The 21,472-nt window shown below is 38.4% G+C and carries 20 protein-coding genes; 14 read left to right on the top strand and 6 right to left on the bottom strand.

The features are described from left to right. Window positions 1–90: 90 nt before the first annotated feature. A complete protein-coding gene (locus tag PI85_RS14035; protein ID WP_080709099.1) occupies window positions 91–648 on the top strand; it encodes a sigma-70 family RNA polymerase sigma factor in 558 nt (185 codons plus the stop codon). Window positions 649–651: 3 nt separating this feature from the next. After that, a complete protein-coding gene (locus PI85_RS14040) occupies window positions 652–849 on the top strand; it encodes a hypothetical protein (RefSeq protein WP_036120063.1) in 198 nt (65 codons plus the stop codon). A 49-nt stretch (window positions 850–898) separates the two neighbouring features. Here the strand turns inward: PI85_RS14040 and PI85_RS14045 are convergent, their stop codons facing one another. Both PI85_RS14045 and PI85_RS14050 read right to left on the bottom strand, forming a co-directional pair. Beyond that, entirely contained in the window at window positions 899–1,798 is a 900-nt protein-coding gene (locus PI85_RS14045) for a 3-hydroxyacyl-CoA dehydrogenase (protein ID WP_036120062.1), read from the bottom strand. A gap of 227 nt (window positions 1,799–2,025) precedes the next feature. Continuing rightward, a complete protein-coding gene (locus tag PI85_RS14050; RefSeq protein WP_036120056.1) occupies window positions 2,026–2,922 on the bottom strand; it encodes a copper oxidase in 897 nt (298 codons plus the stop codon). Window positions 2,923–3,256: 334 nt separating this feature from the next. Between PI85_RS14050 and PI85_RS14055 the strand changes: the two genes are divergently transcribed. Next, entirely contained in the window at window positions 3,257–4,318 is a 1,062-nt protein-coding gene (locus PI85_RS14055; protein WP_036120053.1) for an S-layer homology domain-containing protein, read from the top strand. Between the two features lie 71 nt (window positions 4,319–4,389). On the opposite strand, the gene PI85_RS14060 is transcribed toward PI85_RS14055, so the two are convergent. After that, window positions 4,390–5,076, bottom strand: a complete 687-nt coding sequence (locus tag PI85_RS14060) for a ZIP family metal transporter (RefSeq protein ID WP_233301568.1) — start codon at window positions 5,074–5,076, stop codon at window positions 4,390–4,392. A 228-nt stretch (window positions 5,077–5,304) separates the two neighbouring features. On the opposite strand from PI85_RS14060, the gene PI85_RS14065 reads away from it, so the two are divergent. Further along, window positions 5,305–6,993, top strand: coding sequence for an FAD-dependent oxidoreductase (locus PI85_RS14065; protein WP_036120048.1), 1,689 nt, complete (start codon window positions 5,305–5,307; stop codon window positions 6,991–6,993). A 142-nt stretch (window positions 6,994–7,135) separates the two neighbouring features. Then, entirely contained in the window at window positions 7,136–8,749 is a 1,614-nt protein-coding gene (locus PI85_RS14070; protein WP_036120045.1) for a GNAT family N-acetyltransferase, read from the top strand. 60 nt (window positions 8,750–8,809) lie between these two features. Here the strand turns inward: PI85_RS14070 and PI85_RS14075 are convergent, their stop codons facing one another. After that, on the bottom strand, window positions 8,810–9,460 hold the full coding sequence (locus PI85_RS14075; RefSeq protein WP_036120042.1) for a hypothetical protein: 651 nt from the start codon (window positions 9,458–9,460) through the stop codon (window positions 8,810–8,812). Between the two features lie 296 nt (window positions 9,461–9,756). Here PI85_RS14075 and PI85_RS14080 point away from each other — a divergent pair, with 296 nt between their 5' ends. From PI85_RS14080 to PI85_RS14115, 8 genes are all read left to right on the top strand, one after another. Continuing rightward, window positions 9,757–10,206: an SACOL1771 family peroxiredoxin gene (locus PI85_RS14080; RefSeq protein WP_036120041.1), complete on the top strand. Its 450-nt coding sequence runs from the start codon at window positions 9,757–9,759 to the stop codon at window positions 10,204–10,206. Between the two features lie 141 nt (window positions 10,207–10,347). Further along, window positions 10,348–10,983, top strand: coding sequence for a sugar transferase (locus PI85_RS14085; RefSeq protein ID WP_008179979.1), 636 nt, complete (start codon window positions 10,348–10,350; stop codon window positions 10,981–10,983). Between the two features lie 10 nt (window positions 10,984–10,993). Next, a complete protein-coding gene (locus PI85_RS14090) occupies window positions 10,994–12,124 on the top strand; it encodes a glycosyltransferase family 4 protein (RefSeq protein ID WP_036120038.1) in 1,131 nt (376 codons plus the stop codon). A 1-nt stretch (window position 12,125) separates the two neighbouring features. Next, window positions 12,126–13,799, top strand: coding sequence for a GNAT family N-acetyltransferase (locus tag PI85_RS14095; RefSeq protein WP_036120035.1), 1,674 nt, complete (start codon window positions 12,126–12,128; stop codon window positions 13,797–13,799). Next, window positions 13,780–14,526, top strand: coding sequence for a hypothetical protein (locus PI85_RS14100; protein WP_233301506.1), 747 nt, complete (start codon window positions 13,780–13,782; stop codon window positions 14,524–14,526). Before PI85_RS14095 ends, PI85_RS14100 begins: the two co-directional genes overlap by 20 nt. A gap of 4 nt (window positions 14,527–14,530) precedes the next feature. Then, entirely contained in the window at window positions 14,531–15,523 is a 993-nt protein-coding gene (locus PI85_RS14105) for a polysaccharide deacetylase family protein (protein ID WP_036120032.1), read from the top strand. Window positions 15,524–15,747: 224 nt separating this feature from the next. Next, a complete protein-coding gene (locus PI85_RS14110; protein WP_036120029.1) occupies window positions 15,748–16,740 on the top strand; it encodes an agmatinase family protein in 993 nt (330 codons plus the stop codon). Window positions 16,741–16,851: 111 nt separating this feature from the next. Then, window positions 16,852–17,739, top strand: a complete 888-nt coding sequence (locus tag PI85_RS14115; protein ID WP_036120025.1) for a 5'-3' exonuclease — start codon at window positions 16,852–16,854, stop codon at window positions 17,737–17,739. Between the two features lie 91 nt (window positions 17,740–17,830). Here PI85_RS14115 and PI85_RS14120 read toward each other — a convergent pair whose 3' ends face one another. Both PI85_RS14120 and PI85_RS14125 read right to left on the bottom strand, forming a co-directional pair. Next, complete coding sequence (locus PI85_RS14120; RefSeq protein WP_036120023.1) at window positions 17,831–18,334, bottom strand: C39 family peptidase; 504 nt, start codon at window positions 18,332–18,334, stop codon at window positions 17,831–17,833. Window positions 18,335–18,393: 59 nt separating this feature from the next. Next, window positions 18,394–18,708 (bottom strand): thioredoxin family protein, encoded by a 315-nt coding sequence (locus PI85_RS14125; RefSeq protein WP_036120021.1) that lies wholly within the window; start codon window positions 18,706–18,708, stop codon window positions 18,394–18,396. A gap of 375 nt (window positions 18,709–19,083) precedes the next feature. Between PI85_RS14125 and PI85_RS14130 the strand changes: the two genes are divergently transcribed. After that, complete coding sequence (locus tag PI85_RS14130) at window positions 19,084–21,468, top strand: 3-hydroxyacyl-CoA dehydrogenase/enoyl-CoA hydratase family protein (protein WP_036120018.1); 2,385 nt, start codon at window positions 19,084–19,086, stop codon at window positions 21,466–21,468. The last annotated feature ends 4 nt before the right edge of the window (window positions 21,469–21,472 follow it).

Here is a 21,472-nt window from a genome sequence, read left to right on the forward strand (position 1 = left end):
TTGATTTTTAAGAACATTTGTTCTTATTTTGGTTTATAATAGATAGATGATAGTCACTTTATTTAGCAAGAAGGCGGATAGATAGGAGTGATGATGATGAAAAACGATAACTACAAGATCGAAGAGTTTTTTTACAGGAATATGGAACAGATAAAAAATCCGATTATCAAAAGTTTTTTGGCTAATGCTAAAAATCTTTATTTAGTTGAAAAAGCGATTTTATATCCAACCGATTGTAATATGAAAAGGGTTGATGAGACGTTTCAATTACATTATATAAATGTTCAAAAAATAAAATATGTCAGTAATTTAATTTATTTCTATAGCTTGGATTTTGATAAAAAAAGGAGAAGATTGCACGACCGTTTTTTATTAATTGTAGACGATGGACTATTTGAGACTGGGATGATGAGAAAGGACGAAATCATTCAAGAAGGCTTATTGGACGCTGTTGAAAATGAAGAGCTTTTTCAATCCTTGAAAGGCTTAACGGATAAGCAGCTTCAAATTTTAGAAATGATTTATGTGAAAGATTATTCGGTAAAGGCGATTGCTGAAACATTACAAACAACACCCCAAAATATATCGAATCTTCATCGCAAGGCATTACAAAAACTACAACAAAAGCTTCGTAAAGAGGAGGGATAACGGATGGACAGGGAAAATCACTATAATGAGGAGTCACTTCTATTCATCGAAAATTTTTCACCTAAAATTAAACAATGTCTCCATCAGACAAGCTATCAGGAAAGAGAAGACTTGGAACAGGAGATTAAATTAAAGATTATTGAAAAACTTGCGACAAAGGAATTTATCAATACTCCTAGCTTTTGGGATTTCTTCATTTAAGCCAAAAAAGAGCAATTATCCTTGTTCTCGGACAATTGCTCTTTCTTCATTAACCTTTTAAGAAATCCGGTTTAGCAAAGCTTGGGTTTGGATATGTGTAGAATCCTTCACCTGTTGCACGACCGAGCTTACCTTTTTCGATATACTCTGTTTTCAGTAGGTTAGCTAGCTTTTTCATGTTTTCATCACCAGTAACCGTTGCTTTTGCTTCAACAATATTATAAGCAGTGTTGATACCTACGATGTCTAAGATGGCAAATGGCCCAAGTGGTGCGCCTGTGCCAATCATCCATGTTTTATCGATTGTTTCTGGATCTGCCACTTCTTTTACTAATAAAGATTCAGCCGCATCTAAAAATGGTACGAGCAATGAGTTTAAAATATAGCCAGGTTGCTCTTTATATAATGGTAGTGGAACCATGCCGATTGCACGTGCAAATGCAACAACTTCATCGAATACTTTCATATCTGTGCCTGGGTGTTTCATAATTTCCGCTGTGTTGTTTTTCCAAATAGTATTGGCAAAGTGTAGCGCTAAAAACTTCTCAGGACGGCCCGTTGCTTCTGCAAATTGGCTAGGTAATAAAGTAGATGAGTTAGTAGCAAAAATTGTTTTTGCAGGTGCTACTTTGCCAAGGTTCGTATAAAATTCTGTTTTAATTTGGACAACTTCAGGGATTGCTTCAATTACAAGATCAGCATTGGCAACAGCTTGTGTTAAGTCGCTTTTAAATGTTAGTCGAGCATAGGCAGCATCTACTTCTTCTTGTGTAGCACCTAAGTCTTGTTGATAAAGTGGTTTCAATTTTGTAATACGATCCTGTGCATTTTTCAACGCCTCGTCGTTAATATCGTAAATGGTTACTTGAAAACCTTTAAAAGCAGATTGATAAGCAATTTGACTTCCTAACACACCGCTACCTGCGACCGTAATGTTTTGATAATTCATCGAAATTCCTCCTTTGAAATTGTTACATTAATATAATAGTGTGGATATGTAAAAAATCCTTCGTTACAACTACATACTACTTCTTTAGATAATGAAAAATCAAATGATAGCCTCTATTATTATAATGATATAAAGTTTGCGGGATGGCTCCTTTTCAAGTATGTACCCAAAATCGACTAAACATAACTGTAGAAATAAAAAAGAACAGCAACTAAGCTGTCCATGTCTTAACCATAATTCACTGTTGTAAACATCCCCCCAACACCAGGAGCCCCATTATTGGTAACGTGATGGGGCATATGACAATGGAGAGGCCAAATACCAGGATTATTGGCGAGAAATTCTATATCCCACGTTTCGCCAGATGCCACAAGGATAGTGTTTTTGGCAATTTGTGTATGACGAGCAATCGGAAAGCCATCTGCGCCAACAACATGAAATTGATGTCCGTGTAAATGGATAGGATGGTGATGCATTTGAATATTGCCAAAACGAATTTTAACGGTATCACCGAAATTTACGGGGAAGGATTTGGTGGATGGATAGCATTTCCCATTCATTGTAAAAAAATTAAATTCAGGTTTCTTAAAATTTAAAGGATACGTGCCCTTTGTAAGAGTTCCCCAAGGCAATTGATCAACTGCCCATTCCTGTAATAAACATAAATAATCTTTATGCTGTGAGAGGTTCTGTTTGCGCGGATCTTCAACAATAAGCCCTCCTAATAGCCCAGCATTATCTTGCACAGCTACATTGACATGTGAATGATACATATACGTCCCAGGTGGATTTTTTATCGTAAAGTGATAATCAAAATAATGCCCTGGTTCAATAAAAGGTGATGGTTCAATAGGTGGTACACCATCCATAGCATTCGGCACGATTAAGCCATGCCAATGTACACTTGTTTTTTCAGGTAACCGATTAATAACTCGAATACAAATACGATCCCCAGGAAAAACGCGAATGGTCGGACCAGGCGTAGAACCATTGTAGCCCCATGCCTGAATAAATAGCCCATCTACGAGCTCCCACGTTATTTCTTCTGCAATCAAGGTGAAAAACTTTGTTCCATCCACTTGAACCCTATAAGGCAAATCTGAAATACCAGGGGTAATAACCATTTAGCACCCTCCTGAAAGCTTGATTGCTACTATTGTATGTGGATGGTGATGATATATAGGACCAGTTACTTTATACCTAATTATTCATATTTATTACATTAGTAGCATATATAGGAGAGCCATGTTTTGTAAATGACCCATCATATGCTTAAATCCATAAAAATTTATCTTGTTTCCTCTTTGATCTTAGTTGTAAGTAAAAAAAAGAGTAGTTCTAATATAATAGGACAAAAATAGGTCTTTTATATAATTATTGTAGAATTTACATTTTTTTATAGAAATGCTAACTATTGATTTAGTACACTGAACTTATACATCGAAGGAGGAAATAGTAATGAAAAAAATTATGTTAGCGGGAGCACTAAGTATTGTATGTTTTACAGGAGGACTAGGCGGACAGGCATATGCACAGGAAGCAGTAGGTGTTGCAAATAGTATTCATCAAAAGCAAGCTGTTGCAGCTACTGATCAATTACAGGCGATGTCCTATCAGGATATCTATAAAATATTATTGCTATCTAAAGTAGGCTTTGAAAATAATGAGGTCACAATCGTTACAACGAAAACAAATATAACAGTGAAAATTTCACTAGATGCGATTCTTCAATCCTATAAAGATGGTACAAACCTTTATCCAGAAGGAGAAAAAGAGTTTAAGGAAAACTTTGAAGAAATTAAGAAGGCATTCGGTAATGCAATTCAAATTAAAATTACGCAAACTGGAAATGGCTTTAAGAGTGAAATCTATTCAGCAAATAAATGGGAAGTAATTAGTGCGGCAGATTTAAATGAAATGTTGCTAGTATTTGCTCGTGCAGATGTGGAGTTAAAGCCAGGTGGATACTTCAAGGATGCAATTGGACATTGGGCGGAGAGTTATATTCAATTGCTCTATCAAGCAGATATTATTAATGGCTCATCTGCCACAACATTTAATCCAAATGGACAAGTGACTCGTGGAGAATTGGCAGCAATTATTTTCAGAGCATCAGGCTTAAATGTAAATGAAGATTATGAAGGACCAGCTACTTATACGGACCTTAATGGTTTTTGGGGTGCGAAAGAAGTAGCCATTTTAGAAGAGTATGGCTTAATTGATATTTACGATGGTAGTCAATTCGAGCCAAAAAAACCTGTTACACGTGAGGAAATGGCATATGTGACAGCAAGATATTTACAAGCGATGGAAGTGGATCTTTCTCAAGTAAGCAGCAACAATACATTTACAGATAAAAATCAAATGCGCAAGGAAACAGTAGAGGCTATTGGCTTATTGCAGCAATTAGGCATTTTAAATGGTACGAATGGTAAGTTTAATCCGAAAGGAAATCTTACTCGTGCAGAGGTTTCAAAAATTCTTACACTTACTTTAATGAAATTAAGTGACGAGGAATAAAAAGAACAAGCAATCCACTTTATGCTGGTGGATTGCTTGTTCTTTGTCTTTTTTCTCTTACAACTCGTAGCCTATTCAACCAGTGTATGGAAAATATAGCTTAGCATATAGCCTAAAATGAGATACATAAAAAAAGCTTTGAACGAGACATACTTAAGTTGATGTAAAATGAATTCAGAAATGCTGGCTGTGGCAATCAAACCTATAGAAATGCCCATTAAGATACCCTGTGCCTTTTCGGGTAAGGCCCAATATTGCCCAAACCAAATAAAAATACTGAAGAAAATAGAAAAGATAAAGAAATAAATAAAAAGTCTCCATAGTCTTTCACCTTGAGCAATGAGTGCGGTTGACAGAGCAAAACCTTCAGGAACATGGTGAAGAATAATGGAGGCTGTGAGAGAAATACTTAGTGCTGCATTGCCAAGTAAATTACCGACAGTAAGACTAATCGGTATAGTATGAATAATCATGGCAAGGGTTAGTAGAGAGACAGAGGGATTTTGCGCATGAGAAGCATGAAATAAAGTATCTAATAGTTGGAAAATGAAATAGCCAATAAAAATCCCAAGTATAATTCCGAATGATTGATAGATTTGAAATGAAGAAGGAATAATATCTAGAACGAGTAAGCCTACTAAAAAACCTCCGCATAATAATGACAGCCCTTGAGTTGTATGTTGAAATAGCTTAGAGAAAATCCAGGCAATTGCGCCACCTATGCTAACACTGAAAAATAGAAATCCACCAAGTATCATTGCACTCACCTGTAAAATCCCCCGCCTCATCATAAACTTAAAGTCGTTTTTCCAAATATATGCTATGTAAAGTTGAATATGCTTGTAGCAAACTTTCTTGACATGGAATGCCAGCTTTATGTAGGAAAATGGCGAACATATTGAATTGACTGAAAATTAGTTTAATTCTATACTTTTTAATAGGAAGATTATATTCATCGATTTAGCTCATAGGGGAGGAATGGTTGAATGAAGTGGGATGCAAGTTTTGATGTAGTTGTAGTAGGCTCTGGAGCAGCGGGATTGACAGCAGGTTTAACAGCAAAATTACAAGGAATGAAATCAGTAGTGATTGAAAAAACAGATCGTTACGGTGGTGCTTCTGCAATTTCTGGTGGCGCTTTATGGATTCCCAATAATCATGTTATTAAAGGTGAAGGTGTCCCAGATTCACATGAACTTGCACGCCAATATTTAGATTCCACAATAGGTCATCGTGTACCTGAAGCATTAAAGGAAGCTTATATTACAAGAGGGCCAGAAATGCTGCGATTTTTATACAATAAAACGAATCATATGCGCTTTCGATATGCCAAAGGCTATTCCGATTATTATCCTGAAAAATTGGGCGGTTTGTCGCAGGGACGCTCCATTGAACCTCTTATTTTCGATTTAACAAAAATGGGCTCACTGGCCGATCAAATGCGTCGAGCAACTTTATCCACCAAAGGCTTTACGATGAATAGTTACGAGTTTCATAAGGTCAATATGATGACGCGAACATTCAAAGGGAAAACGACTGCGTTGAAATTAGGAGTGCGTTTAGTGAAAGCCAAGGTGACAAAGAGCGAGCCTGTAGCTCTAGGTGAAGCATTAGTAGCACGTCTTCGATTATCACTTGCTGAAGCAAATGGAGAGCTTTGGTTATCAACGGCCTTTAAAGATTTCATCACGAATAATGGAAGAGTTGTTGGGGTGATAGTTGAACGTAATGGACAAGAGCAGCGGATAGAGGCAAAGCGAGGCGTTGTCTTGTCATCAGGTGGCTTTTCACATAATCAGGCACTGCGTGAAAAATATTTGCCTGCTCCTACTAATGCTGCGTGGACTTCTTCGCCTATGGGGCAAACAGGGGATATCATTGAGCCTAGTGTGAAAATTGGAGCTACTCTCGATTTAATGGATAAGGTATGGGGAGCACCTTCTGTTATTGATCCACAAGGACAACCATTCTTCCTTGTGGCTGATCGGGGCGTTCCAAATATGATGGTTGTAGATAGTGCAGGGCAACGTTTTGTCAATGAAGCAGCACCCTATCATGAGTTTGTAGATACAATGTACAAGCATCAGGAGGAGACGAAACAGGCTGTACCTTCCTGGATTCTTATTGATGCTGCTGCTAAAAGTCGTTATATTTTTACAGGACTGTTTCCAGGACAAGCATTCCCAAAAAGCTGGTATGACCATGGGATCGTGAAAAGTGCCGAAACGATTGACGATCTTGCGAGGCAAATGGATGTGCCAGTAGAAAGCTTAGTAGAAACGGTAGATCGTTTTAACACCTTTGCACAGAATGGTCATGATGATGACTTTTATCGGGGCGATAGTGCTTACGATAATTACTACGGAGACCCGACATTACCGAACCCTAATTTAGCAGAGTTCAAGAAAGCTCCATTTTATGCCTTGCGTCTGTATCCGGGAGATATTGGTACAAAGGGTGGGTTAGTAGTGGATGAATTTGCTCGTGTTGTGAAAAAGGATGGCCAACCAATAGAAGGTTTGTATGCATCAGGTAATTGCTCGGCGTCTATTATGGGAGAAACCTATCCCGGACCAGGCGCAACGATTGGACCTGGCATGACACTTAGCTATGTAGCGACAACTCATATGGCCCATGCCGTAAACAAAATAGAGGAACCACTTTTAAAGGTATAGTGTGGACGAAGCCAAAACCCTTCCTATTCAATTAAATGGGGAGGGTTTCATGTTGATGGACTGTTCTAATACTTTCTCGCTAGGAATATAGTGGCTACTAAATAAGGGATGATGATAACGGAAAAGGGAGCGATTCAGTGCGTTGCTAGATTATAAAATAATCACTTCAATGGAAACGTTAGAGCCCTATCGAAGGACTTGGTCAGGTATACTCGAACGAGAAAAAAATAATAATCCTTTTATTGAATACGAATGGGTGACAACATGGTGGGCAACGCTTGGTATACACGACAACGTAGAAATAGTTATAGTCGAACATCAAGGTAAAGCAGTGGCATTTTTTCCGTTAGTTCATTCTGTGGGGTTTGGTAAAATTCATCACTTTGGTTTTTTAGGACAAGGGTATGCGACATATATGGAAGTGATAGCAGAGAAGCAATGGCTGGAGCGGGCTATTCATTATATATTTAAGGTGTTCACGCAAAAATATAAGCGTTATTTGCTCGTGTTGCATGGTCTAATTGAAAGTAAAGATACTTCCCAAGAGCTTGAGAAATATGCGATAGAATACCAGATGCCTTATTCTATATTTCGAACCGTCACGTCATTTATAGATTTTCAATCGATGACACTGGATGATTTTTTGAAAAAGCATCGTAAGACGTTTAAAAGTATTAAGCGTTATGAAAAGAAATTAAAACTACTTGGGCACGTCGACTTTCAGGATGTTGGTGTCAGTCATTTTCATGAAATGTTTACGCTATTTACGCGAAGATGGCGCAAGAAATTGGACAAAAGCAGATTTACCGAAGCACTGACTCGATTGTTTTATGAACGTTTGGCAGATGTCTCTAATGAAGCATTCAGAGTCGAGGTTGATAGCTTGCAATTTGAAGGGCATTGGATTGGCTTTACAATTGATTTATGCTGTAGAGATCGTAATTTTTGTCAGGCGATGGGCCATGAGCCAGATTTCAATAGGTTTGGCCCCGGCAGTTTAATAGAAAAGGAAAATATGCTTAAGGCACGAGATTTAGGCTTCCGTTACTATGATTTTGGTAGTGGCTATGAGCCCTATAAGTTTCAATGGTATACCGATATTGATTTTACACGAAAATTTATTATGAGTACGAAAGGCAAAATGGAGCGCTTTATTCGGTCATCGATGGTATTACGAGATCGGGTAAAAGGGAAATTAACAGGCAATCACCAGCTTGTGAAATGGAAGAGAGACAGGTTAGGGGAATTATTGTATTTTCTAAAGCATGCTCGAATAAGACAATGGTTCCGAGTAATAAAAGGAGCCCTTCAGCGATTCATAGCTATTCATCTAGTAGACATCTATATCGCGGAGCAAATACACGATCAAGGATATAGGCCCTTTCAAGAGCTACAAATGAAGGATATTATGACGATGAATGAGCGGCCTGCTTATATAGCTCATTTTTATAGGGGAAATCAATTTTTTGGTGATGGAGATCAAATCGTCTATAGAAGGCACGATCAAATAGCACGCGAAGAAGAGAGTGGCTATACGTACGAGCTATCTGCCAATATGTCTTTCATTCGAGAATATGACACTCAGCTATTAGAGGCAATAGTTGTGGAAGTGCAGCGTGAAGGGCGATCCGTCTGTACGTTAGTTCCATGGTATGAGCGGCGTAGACGACGAAAGTTAAAGCATGTAGGATTTCATAAAGTGGCTCAAATTTCCATCGTGAAGTTGTTCAATTGGCGAAAAGAATTTCATTTATAAACAGTAAACCCTCAGTGTTTTCAACTGAGGGTTGTTGTTTAGACATTTTAGTGAATGAGATTAAAAATGGATACCAGGTTTATCGATTAGCTTACAACCTGTCCCGTATTTTGCTTTTAAAGCACCTTTAAATTGAGTTTGCTCTAACTCAGGGAATGTTTGTTTCCACAGCTCAAAGACATTATGACTGGAAGCTTTTCCGTCCTTTGTAAGTCGTGCAATATGGAAGCCGTATTCATCATTACAACGAGCTAAAGGACGATTTTCACGTACCGTAATAATGCGACCACTTACTGTCATTTTATATAGATCTTCATAGCCTGCAATCGCACGGCTCTCTTCCGTTTCATCAACGGGCACTACTACTTTTTCTGTGTCGTCAACGACTACTTCTTTTACCTCTGATGCTACAGCTTTCTCTTCTACTGACACTTCGTTTTCAGATGCTTGCGTTTCGGCAACGTTATTTTGAGTTGGAAGCTGTTCTACAATGACAAAATCCTTATTCGATGCCTTATCACTCATAGTTGCCATAACGTTCATAATAGAACCAACATAACGTAAGGGCTTCTCTTTTCCTTCTTCAAAAACAAAAATATTATAATCGGTTTTATTCATCTTTTTCATAATAATATTACCTGTTGTAATAGTAAAACCGATAAACTTGTTCTTTTTAAGTGCCTGTATTGCTTCTTGCTTTGTTAAAATCATTTTAAAATCTCCTAAAGAATTATTTATTCTATTCTACCATAAAATTTGTCACATTGTTTTTTGTAAAATAATAGTTAGTTTTTGTTTGGTAAAGTAAAATATTCCTATTTTAAAACGGAACGCTTATTCGAGCATACTTTTTAGAATGTGGTAGAGTTAGAGACAGCCGTATCGAAAGTGGATGCGCTATTAACGTTCAAGCGTCTTGCTTATCTTTATTGATGGATAACTGCTCGTCTTCTTTGAAGAATGGGCATTTTTCTTCATGGTCATATGTACGTAAAGGAGGATATAAAATGGTTCAGCATAAATTTACAATGGACTTAACTTGGTCGGATGGAAGAAATGGTACGGGAACAATCAATGCTAGCAATCTGAAAACGCAAATTTCTATTCCTCAGGAGATGGATGGACCAGGCATTGGTACCAATCCGGATGAAATGTTATTAGGGGCTTCAGCAACTTGTTATTTAATTACATTAGCTGCTCTTCTCGAAAGATCAGAAGTGGCTGTTCACGATTTATCCCTGCAGTCTGAAGGGTATGTCAGTGTAGTAAATGGTGTGTTTACGTATGAAAAAATTGTTCATAAGCCTACAATAGTAGCGGCCAATTTAACAGAGCAACTTGAAACAAAAATTGCTCGCTTCGCACAAAAAGCGGAACAAACTTGTATGATTAGCAAGGCATTAAAAGGCAATGTAGTAATCGAATGTGATGCCCAAATTTTAGGAGCTTGCATATAATAAGAAAAAAGGAGTTATTCAGCAAGTGCAGCTGTTATAACTCCTTTTTTTCATCTAGAAGCACTTTTCTTAAAATAGTTCTAGAAATGTTCAAAATGAATATATAGTGTTAAGTAGTAAAAAAATGCAAAGGATGGTGAAGTGCACGTTCCGACAACTAAGAATCTCACATTCTATGGTCAGTATGGCAAAAGAATATTTGATATTATCGGGGCATTATTATTACTTTTTATGACAATTCCTCTAATGCTAGCTGTATTCCTCATTTTACTCATCTCAACGGGTCGCCCCATTTTTTTTAAACAAATACGAACTGGCCTCGATCATCACCGCTTTGTTATTTGGAAGCTACGCACAATGTGTATACAGGCAGTTCCAGTCAATATGCCAGCTATATGTACCAATGGTATTCCAGACGACTATTTTTTTAAAGTAGAACAGGATACACGGATTACCAAAGTAGGTGCTGTCCTTCGAAAGCTAAGTATTGATGAAATTCCTCAGTTGTTAAATGTATTAAAAGGAGAAATGAGCATTGTGGGGCCTCGTCCGGAGGTTCCAACCATAACAAATGCCTATAACAATTTACAGGCCAGGAGACTAGAGGTAAAACCAGGTTTAACAGGTCTTGCCCAGATTAACGGCCGTTCTAATATTTCCCATGGTCAAAAAATTTCATATGACATTGAATATGTGGATCATTACTCCTTTTGGATGGATGTCCAAATTGTTTTGAAAACTCTTTATGTAGTAGTAGCAAGAACGGGTGCCTATTAAATGATGGGGAGTGGCCGTACTGAAAATTGTTCAGCTCATTACACGAATGGATAAAATCGGTGGAGCACAAAAGCATGTGGAGGCTTTAGCGATCCAGCTCAAGCAAGATGGTCATGAAGTGACTGTCGTGACAGGCTCCTATCAGCCATCCCTTTGGCGCTTACAAGAGGAAAAAATTACAGTTATTCCTATTCCAGCTATGCAACGTGCTATTCATCTAACAAAGGATTTCCAAGCATTTTTACAATTAAGAGCCGTCTTCAAAAGCATACAACCTGATGTGGTTGCCACACATTCCTCCAAGGCAGGTGTGATAGGTCGTATAGTGGGAAGTTTACTGCGTATCCCAACTGTTTTTACCGCACATAGTTGGAGCTTTACAGAAGGTGTTCCTCAAAAGAAACAGGTGCTTTATTATCGAATGGAAAAATCAGTTCAACGATTCACCTCAAAAATTATAACGGTATCTGATTATGATCGGGAGCTAGCCCTCATGAAAAAGGTTGCTCCAGCTCATAAACTGCTAACTATTCATAATGGTATTGCCCCAATAGACAGTCATTCATCAACAGAAAAGACCTTTACGGAGCAGCCAGTCATAGTGATGGTTGCTCGTTTTGAAGTGCCAAAAAGACAGGATCTATTGCTGGAGGTATTAGCAGAACTGACAGATGTTCCATGGCAGCTTCAATTGATTGGAGATGGTTCTCTACGACCAGCTTTAGAAGAATTTGTTGCACAGCATAATTTAACAGATCGCATAACATTTTTGGGTGATCAATTAGACGTACACAGCTATTTGGAGAAAAGTGATGTGTTTGTTTTGTTGTCAGATTGGGAGGGTTTGCCCATCTCTATTATTGAAGCGATGCGTATAGGTCTCCCTATAGTTGCTACAAATGTGGGTGGTGTTAAAGAGTTAGTGGTGGATCATGACAATGGTTTTTTAGTGGAGCGTGAGGATAAAGAATTATTGAAGCTGAGGCTCCATCATTTATTAATGGATGCTGCCTTAAGTAAAAAAATGGGTAATGCGAGCGAACGACGTTACTTACAGCATTTTACGTTTACTCCGATGTATCAAAAAACATTAATGGTCTATCAGCAAGCTGTTTCAGAACTCGTAAAGAAAGGGGATTGAATTGCAATTAATACGTATTAGAACAGATGATGAGCTCATGTGGTACAAGGAAATTTGGGATGGCATTTTAGAGGAAGAGGACAATGATAATCCGTTTATTGAATTTGCTTGGTTTTATAATTGGTGGCAAATAGTAGGGCGTAAAGACCGAGTAGAGCTCTTCGCTGTGGAACATGAAGGAATCATTTTGGCCTTTTTCCCCTTTACGGTGACTAGTCGATGGGGGATTAGGGTGTATACCTTCGCAGGTGAAAGTATTGCCAATTATACAGGCGTTGTTGCCAAAAAAGAATGGTTAATGGACACAACGACCTTTGTGTTCGATGAGCTTCTTAAAAAACATCGGCACGTCATTTTTTCACTGCATGGCTTATTGGAAAGTAAAGAGTCTACTAAAGTCATCGAACAATATTTCGTGGAAAGACAGTTACGAATAAGTATGTTCCGTGTGGTCACTCCATATCTCGCTTTTTCCGAGGTAGACTTTCCTCAACATTTCCAGCAACGCCGAAAAATGCATGGTGTTGATCGGCGGGAAAGAAAGCTCCGGAAGCTAGGCACTTTAACAAGGAGAGTCCCTACACAGGACGAGCTATGGCAAATGTTTCGATTATTTGATCGACGATGGGCAAAAAAACTGGATACGAGTGACTTTACAAAAGGGAAGAAAAGAGACTTTTTTGAGCGCTTAACAATGCTTCATGGGGAGGCGCTACAAGTAGAGGTCGATGCACTTGTCTTTGAAAATCAGTGGATTGCTTTCACATATGGACTTTATTGTCGTGGACGCTATGTAACCTATGCGCTTGCTCACGAACCGACATTTAATGTATTTGGTCCGGGACGTATCGTCAATCAGGAATCTATTCAGCGAACTTTCGCTGCTAATTATCGCCTATTTGATATGAGTATTGGCTATGAGCCTTATAAATTTGATTGGCGTACGAATATCGATTTTACTAGACGTATGCTTGCCAGTAGCGGTACGAGACGTGCGAGGCTAGTGACAGGTTCATTGCTACTAAAGGAGCGGCTTAAGGAATATGTAAAAAGTAATCAGCGATTTGTAGATTGGAAGCGAAACAAACTTGGACGATTCCGCTATTTAGTAAAGTATGGAAAGCTTAAAGATTGGCTAGAATATGGACAACAATTCGTAGATAGGTTTATTCGTTTGAAGCAAGTGGAGCTCTATGAATTATCTCCAGCAGAGGATGTGTCACCACAGCAACCTGTGGGCAACTTATTTGAGGAAATGACTATTCAGGAAGCGATGCAGCTTGATCAGGAAGAAGTCATTGCTCTCTATTATAAGGGATACACCGTTTATAAGGATTCCTTTGCGGAAACAAATAAACCAGCATTCGCGTTACACGCTACGAATTGGCGTGTCGATTCATTGCAAATAGTTGAAGCATTACCGAAGCAAACTTATTTTTTAGACTATGTTATGTTCAAGCAAATCGATATTATCACGGCCTATTTCAGAAAAATCAAATCTGGACAAACACTGTGGGTAACGGCAAGCTTTTGGCAATGGCGAAAACGGAAGCGCTTAGCACAGCTAGGCTATAAACCTATTATTCGAATGAAACATTATAAAGTAGCTCGTTTTGAGCGACAACATGTACAAAAAAATACGGAGAGTGGGGGCGATGTTCATTCTGTCCATTAAAAGTAAGCGGTGGAATATTGCGATGCAGCATTTTTATTTTCTAGAAAAGCCAGCCAATGTTCGAAAATCCATGAAAGTAATAGGCTATACTAATTCTCTTGTCCCAAGTCGAAAGCTTGTTAAAAGTGAAACGATTCATATCGATCTTCAAGGGCATGAGCTGTCTTTGTACTTAGCACTTTCTGAAGGAAACCGTAAAATATTACGACGCGCACATAAAGAATTTTATCAAGTTATTTTATATAAAGAGCCGTCCGTCGAAAACTTACGAGCTTTTCAGCAATTTTATAATCATTTTGCTAAAAGAAAAAAGCTTGAGGGTATTGGTAAAACTCAAATGGATACGATCATGCTTCTCAACAAACAGGGAGCATTATTATTATCTGAAATTCAAAGTATTTGTGGACAAACATTATGCTATCGACTGGATATTGTACATGAGAATAAAGCAATGTCTTATTATGAAGCAACTTGTGCGGCATCAGCTATATCTCCACATTTAAAGAGACCACACCGCTATGCCAATCGTTTTTTAATCTGGCATAATCTTCTTCATTTTAAGGAGCAAGGTTTTGTTTTATATGATATGGGTGAATTAACCGATAGTCGGAATGTACGTGCATTCAAACTAAGCTTTGGTGGACAGGTTGTCAATGTTTACTCAGGCTACATTACCCAATCAAAAATACGCGCACTGCTACTAGGCGTGCAAAAATGGAGGAAGTAGCAACATGAATGGTGGGGGTCTCGTTATTTCATTAGATTTTGAGCTGAAGTGGGGTGTCCATGATGTATTTCGATATGGACAATATAATAAAAACCTATATGGTGTACGGAAAGCCTTGCCAAGCATACTTGCGTTATTTGAGCAATATGACATTCATGCAACATGGGCGACAGTTGGACTCCTGTTTGCAGAATCAAAGGCTGAAATGGCTCATTATTTACGAGGTATCCCTGTTAAGTATGACAATATGCGCTATGCAGCACATAGCCAGCTAGCTAAAGTAGGCGAAAACGAACAAGAGGACCTCTTACATTTTGGTAAATCTTTAATAGAGGAGATTAAACGTACACCACATCAGGAAATAGGTAGCCATACCTTTTCTCATTATTATTGCTTGGAAAAAGGTCAATCAGAAGCTGCCTTTTATGCAGATTTAGACGCGACAAAGACCATAAGCGAGGGGTATATTTCGCCAATGAAGTCCATGGTTTTTCCAAGAAATCAAGTGAATAAGGACTATTTTAAAGCATGTGTAGAAGCGGGCTATGTTTGTTACAGAGGAACTGAAAATCATCCATTGTATGATGCTCAAAAGTTTACGAAAAAAGGTAGACTTTTGGGAGCTAAAAAATGGCTTGATAGCTATATCAATCTTACTGGCCATCATATGGCAACCTTGGAGGAAATGCGGGGCGAGCAACTGATTAATATTCGTTCAAGTGCCTTTTTAAGACCCTATTTTCGTCCATTTCACGTATTCGAGGGCTCAAAGGTAAAACGCATAAAGGAAAGTATGCTCGAGGCTGCAAAGGCCCAAGCTTTTTATCATTTATGGTGGCATCCTCATAATTTTGGGGAGAATACAGCTAAAAATTTAGCCATGCTAGAGGAGCTATTACTTTATTTTCAAGAATTACGTAGTCAATACAATTTTCAAAGCTATTCCATGTATGAGGTAGCCGAACTTTGTGAAAATCACTTCAAACAACAAAAGTAGCATCGCCAACTCATAGTGAAATTTGAAGCAAACTGATTTCTAGTTTGCTTTTTTGTGTTTCCCATAGAAAAGTTAAAAGAAAAGAGGAAAAGTGAAAAACAATGACGAAGATGAATGTACGAATGGTACTATTAGATAGAGAGAAGATTGGGTAGGACATTTGAGGGACATGTGAAAAAATATAGGTTAATTTAACTTCAATAGAAAAGATATAAAGGTGGTAGATGTATATGTTTATAGAACCGGAATGCCAATGGAAGCAAGAGAATGGATCGGCCATGCATCAATGGATTAAGCAGCAAACAAACCCAAACCCAAATGATGTGGATATAGTTGTGTATGGAGCTCTGCTATCGTATGCAGGAGAAGCATCTGCAAAAGCGCAATATCCAACTGCGTTTCGTAAAGTATGGCCTAGCTTCCAATCATATAACTTAGATGAGCAAATAAATTTACGTGCACTATCAGTCGTTGATATTGGCGATGTGGCGATTCATGAACAAGATAGAATGCTTTCTGAATCTGCCATCGAGGCGGCAGCAGAAAATTTAAGTATAGCTTTTCAAAAAAGTTTTACTTGCTTGATTGGGGGAGACCATGCCATTACCGCATGTTCATTAAAAGGAATAAAAAATGCCTTTCCGCAGGACCGTATTGGCATCATTCAAATTGACACACACTTAGATGCAAGAAACCAAGAGGAAATTGGGCTGGCTCAAGATTCTCCAATCCATCAATTGATTGCCTCAGGGATTGTGGAAGGGAGACATATTTATAATGTCGGATTGCATGGTTTTTTCAATTCCCCGGAAATGATTCATTATGCAAGAGAACAGGGCATTCATATGATTACATTAAAGCAAATGCGACGTGATGGTATTCAGCTCACAATACGTGAAATGTTACGTCAGCTAATGTATGAGGTTGATCGAATTTATATTTCAGTGGATTTAGATGCACTTGATATTATGTTTGCACGAGATGTCCCCGCTGCCACGCCAGGTGGTCTAACAGCCTATGAATTATTTGATATCCTCAAACTTATAGGTGAAAATGAAGGGGTTCGCCATATTGATTTTGTCTATGCAGATCCTAAGGAAGGCACGCTGCGTCCAGAAACCGTTAAAATTGGTGTAACGGCATTTTTACAATGGCTAACAGGTATTCAGCTGGATCATCGCAATCGCATCTCAAAAAAAGGAAAAGTGACGTTGTAAGTAAGCATATTGCCGTGTATTGACAATGCTCATTGTTGAAAGTTTGCTATACTATTCAATAGGTATCAAAAATTTATACAAACTTGTACGGTTATAGAGAGGAAATTTATAATGACAACAAAACCAAAACTACTGATTGTTGACGGTATGGCATTGTTATTCCGTTCATTTTTCGCTTCGGCTGCCATGGGTCACTTTATTCGCTTGGCGGATGGGACACCAACGAATGGAGCACAAGGCTTTGTACGACATGTACTAACTGCGCAATCTTTAATGAAGCCAACACATATGGCAGTTTGCTGGGATATGGGGGCGCATACATTCCGCAATGATTTATTTGATGGCTATAAAGCAAATCGCCCAGCGCCACCGGAGGAAATGTTGCCTCAATTTGATATGGCAAAAAATTTATCCCTACAAATGGGCTGGCAGAATTTTGGTGTGAAGGGCATGGAGGCTGATGATTTAATTGGCTCTATGATTACCAAATGGCAGGACGAGGCTGAAATTACTGTGATTAGTGGAGATAAAGATTTACTTCAACTTTTGAGACCCTCTACAGAGATTGCTTTTATGAAAAAGGGCTACACAGAATATGATATTTATACACATGGACGTTTTAAAGAGGAGTATAGTATTGAGCCCGCGCAGTTTGCACAAGTAAAGGCTTTTATGGGAGATACAAGTGATGGTTATCCAGGCGTTAAAGGTATTGGTCCTAAGCAAGCACTCACATTAATTCAAACATATGGCTCGATTGATAGTGTACTAGCGTCGCTCGGTGAATTAAAGCCAGGTCAACGAACTAAAATCCAAGACAATATAGATATGCTGAAATTATCGCATGAGCTCGCAACGATTCAAACCGATGTGCCTATTGAAGCAGACCTTTCAAGCCTCGTATTACCAAACTATGAGCCGCACATATTTAAAGAGATCGAAGAGAGTGGCTACACGCTTATTGCCAAGCATGCCCGTTCTTTGTATTCACTTATTTAATCAATCATCGCAGAGTATAGTCATATGCTCTGCTTTTTTTTATTGTAAGGAGAAGAATAGAGAGCAAATAGTAGGCGATTCGATATTTGCTCTAGCGAGGGGCCACTTTTACAAAGGACAATACTTTTTCGTTGTGTTGATAGAGTGCCTGACGAATGATGCTATCACGATTAGCTGTACCGTTATCATGAAAAATTAACCATAGCTGATCATCTCTAATGTCATAGCCAATTAGCGGTACCCAATGATAGGCGAAAGTAGAGGTTTGATCTCGCCAACGAAAACTAAAATAACGATCAAAGCGCATAGCAACAGGACGCCCTGCATCAATTTCCTGTAAAGCTTCTTTTAATGAACAAGTACGAACATCCCATGATGGATATAATCGGCGTAAATTGCGAATCAAACGCCATTTGAACAAACCAATTTTGGTACTACCAAGCTGTTTATAAAGCTCATTAATCGAAGGAGCAGATCCATTCAAATAATTTAACATAACGTGTATTGTAGTAGGGCCACAAGCAGAATTACGATAGTTAGCTGCAATCGAAGCATCATATTGTGATTTTCCGAGTAGCCCCAATTGTTGGCGCATAATGGTATCTCCTTTCAAAAAGAGCTGCATTTCATGAAGAAATGCAGCTCTCATTATTATTATTGAGCAGATAAAAATTCAGTTACCTGTTGAGGTGTTTTTGCATTGGCACTGTGTAAGTGAGCAAGCTTTTCACCGTTTTGGAAAATTAATAAACTTGGGATGCCCATTACATCATATTTGTCTGCAATTTCTGGAAGCTCGTCGCGGTTTAGCTCATACCAATCAAATTGGTTATACTCTTCAATGATTGGATCGATGAACATGTTCATACGTGTACAATCTGGGCACCAGCCAGCGTAAAATTTCACTAGTACTTTTTGGTTGCCATTGATTAATTCATTAAATTGTTCTGCAGTAGTAATTGTTTTCATTAAGTATTCACTCTCCTTGCTTACCATTCTACACATTTTTCGCGTATCCTGAAAGTTTTCTGTTTGGCTATAGTCATCGCTACTTATTGTCTTCATTTAGCTCGTAAACGACAAAAAAAGATGTATATTGCAAAATTAATTCTTGAAAAAAGATTGCTAAATTAGACAAAATAATCTACACTAAAAATAGAAAAGTAGTTTTATCTTCATTCATTAGCAATGTTTTGAAATGGAGATAAACCTTAGTTGTGCTTATTGAATTTAGTAAATATTCATTCAGCAGAGGGACAAAAATCCACTAAGGTACACTTGATATTTTTTTGACTAAAAAATGAATGGCTATTCATTCAATGGAAGAATAAGGGGGAATTGCTTGTGACTTATAACATTAAAAAAGCTGCTGTTCTAGGTTCTGGGGTGATGGGCTCTGGAATTGCAGCGCATTTAGCTAATATCGGTATACCAACATTACTATTAGATATTGCACCGAAGGAACTAACGCAGGAGGAAGAGGCAAAAGGTCTTTCCTTAGAGCACCCAGCTGTAAGAAATCGTCTTGTAAACGGAGCTTTGCAAAAGTTATTAAAGCAAAAGCCAGCACCACTTACTTCTAAGAAAAATTTATCACTACTAACGGTCGGCAATTTTGAAGATGATTTAGGGAAACTAAAAGATGTAGATTGGATTATTGAAGTTGTTGTAGAAAACTTACCTATAAAACAAAGTCTGTATGAAAAAATCGATGCTGTTCGTACACCTGGAACAATTATTAGCTCAAACACCTCTGGCATTAGTATTAATGCAATGGCAGAAGGACGTTCAGATGATTTTAAAAAGCATTTTCTTGGCACACACTTTTTCAATCCGCCTCGCTATTTAAAACTATTAGAGGTGATTCCAGCTGATACAACTGCACCTGAAGTAGTAAGCTTCATGAAAACATTTGGTGAAGATGTGCTTGGTAAGGGCGTTGTGCTTGCAAAGGATACACCTAACTTTATTGCTAACCGCATCGGCACTTATGGGTTACTCATCACGTTACAGGAAATGCTAAAAGGTGGTTACTCAGTTGGGGAAGTAGATTCCGTGACAGGTCCGCTTATTGGCCGTCCTAAATCGGCAACGTTCCGTACGCTCGATGTTGTTGGATTAGATACATTTATTCATGTAGCTAAAAATGTCTACGATCAAACAACAGGTGAGGAACAACAGGTATTTGCTGTCCCAGAATTTTTGCAAAAAATGGTCACGAACGGTTGGCTCGGTGCCAAATCAGGCCAAGGCTTCTTCATAAAGCAAGGAAAAGAGATTCATGAAATTGACCCAACGACTTTGGCCTATAGTCCAGCGAAAAAATTAAAGACACCTTCCATTGAAATGGCGAAACAAACTCGTGGATTGGCTAATAAAGTGAAGGCTTTAACATATGCAAAAGATCGTACGGGTGAATTATTATGGGGAATATTTGCTCCTACATTAATTTATTCTGCTCAGCTATACGGTGAAATTGCAGATGATATTGTTGCTATTGATAATGCGATGAAATGGGGCTTCGGCTGGCAACAAGGACCATTTGAAATTTGGGATGCTATTGGCGTGAAAGAAGCTGTAGCAAAAATGGAGGCAGAAGGTCGAGAAGTACCTGCCTTTGTAAAAGAGATGTTAGTAAATGGATTTGAAACTTTCTATTCAGATATAGATGGTGACTTGGCATACTATAATGGTTCGGAGTATGTCAAAGTGCCCGTTAATGAAAAGGAAATTGATTTAAAACGCTATAAGAAAAAACATGGTGTAATTAAATCTAATACAGGTGCTAGTTTAATAGACTTGGGTGATGGAGTTGCATTATTAGAATTTCATTCGCAGTCGAATGCTATTGGTTTAGATATTATTCAAATGATAAATTTTGCAATCGACGAGGTAGAAGCTAATTATAAGGGCTTAGTTATTGGAAACCAGGGGAAAAACTTCTGTGTTGGAGCAAATCTAGGAATGATTTTAGTAGAAGCACAGGATGATAATATCTTTGAACTAGATTTTGTCATTAAGGCATTCCAAGATGCGATGCAAAAAATTAAATATTCACGGAAGCCAGTTGTAGCGGCACCGTTTGCGATGACATTAGGTGGCGGCGCAGAGGTTTGCTTACCTGCTGCACATATCCAGGCAACGATGGAAACATATATGGGCTTAGTGGAAGTAGGCGTTGGGTTGATTCCGGGCGGCGGAGGTAATAAAGCGCTTTATCAAAAATTCCTAAAGGGTCTACCAAATGGTGTTGAGATAGACTATCAACATATTGCAAATAAAGTATTTGAAACAGTTGCGATGGCGAAGGTTTCAACATCTGGTGAGGAAGCACGTGAAAATAACTTCTTAAACTTCGCAGATGGGATTTCAGTTAATCAAGATCATCAATTATATGATGCGAAGCAAGCAGCTATAGCGCTTTACGAAGCAGGCTATCAACCACCTGTGCCAACAAAAGTTCCTGTGGTGGGTGCATCAGGCTACGGTACATTACTCATTGGTGCGCAAGGTATGTATGAGTCAGGCTTTATCAGTAAGCATGATTTGAAAATTGCTAAAAAGCTAGCATATGTTATTGCAGGTGGTAAGGTTCCATATGGCACATTAGTCGATGAACAGTATCTATTAAATTTAGAGCGTGAGGCATTCCTTAGCCTTGTTGCAGATCCACTTTCACAGCAAAGAATGCAACATATGCTGCTAAAAGGGAAACCACTTCGTAACTAATGGA

The sequence above is a fragment of the Lysinibacillus sp. A1 genome (assembly GCF_000801965.1).
In the GTDB taxonomy this organism is placed as follows: domain Bacteria; phylum Bacillota; class Bacilli; order Bacillales_A; family Planococcaceae; genus Lysinibacillus; species Lysinibacillus fusiformis.

Coding starts and splice junctions, on each gene's coding strand:
- PI85_RS14035 (WP_080709099.1), top strand. CDS start 91: ATGATGATGAAAAACGATAACTACAAGATCGAAGAGTTTTTTTACAGG.
- PI85_RS14040 (WP_036120063.1), top strand. CDS start 652: ATGGACAGGGAAAATCACTATAATGAGGAGTCACTTCTATTCATCGAA.
- PI85_RS14045 (WP_036120062.1), bottom strand. CDS start 1,798: ATGAATTATCAAAACATTACGGTCGCAGGTAGCGGTGTGTTAGGAAGT.
- PI85_RS14050 (WP_036120056.1), bottom strand. CDS start 2,922: ATGGTTATTACCCCTGGTATTTCAGATTTGCCTTATAGGGTTCAAGTG.
- PI85_RS14055 (WP_036120053.1), top strand. CDS start 3,257: ATGAAAAAAATTATGTTAGCGGGAGCACTAAGTATTGTATGTTTTACA.
- PI85_RS14060 (WP_233301568.1), bottom strand. CDS start 5,076: ATGATACTTGGTGGATTTCTATTTTTCAGTGTTAGCATAGGTGGCGCA.
- PI85_RS14065 (WP_036120048.1), top strand. CDS start 5,305: ATGAAGTGGGATGCAAGTTTTGATGTAGTTGTAGTAGGCTCTGGAGCA.
- PI85_RS14075 (WP_036120042.1), bottom strand. CDS start 9,460: ATGATTTTAACAAAGCAAGAAGCAATACAGGCACTTAAAAAGAACAAG.
- PI85_RS14080 (WP_036120041.1), top strand. CDS start 9,757: ATGGTTCAGCATAAATTTACAATGGACTTAACTTGGTCGGATGGAAGA.
- PI85_RS14100 (WP_233301506.1), top strand. CDS start 13,780: ATGTTCATTCTGTCCATTAAAAGTAAGCGGTGGAATATTGCGATGCAG.
- PI85_RS14105 (WP_036120032.1), top strand. CDS start 14,531: ATGAATGGTGGGGGTCTCGTTATTTCATTAGATTTTGAGCTGAAGTGG.
- PI85_RS14110 (WP_036120029.1), top strand. CDS start 15,748: ATGTATATGTTTATAGAACCGGAATGCCAATGGAAGCAAGAGAATGGA.
- PI85_RS14115 (WP_036120025.1), top strand. CDS start 16,852: ATGACAACAAAACCAAAACTACTGATTGTTGACGGTATGGCATTGTTA.
- PI85_RS14120 (WP_036120023.1), bottom strand. CDS start 18,334: ATGCGCCAACAATTGGGGCTACTCGGAAAATCACAATATGATGCTTCG.
- PI85_RS14125 (WP_036120021.1), bottom strand. CDS start 18,708: ATGAAAACAATTACTACTGCAGAACAATTTAATGAATTAATCAATGGC.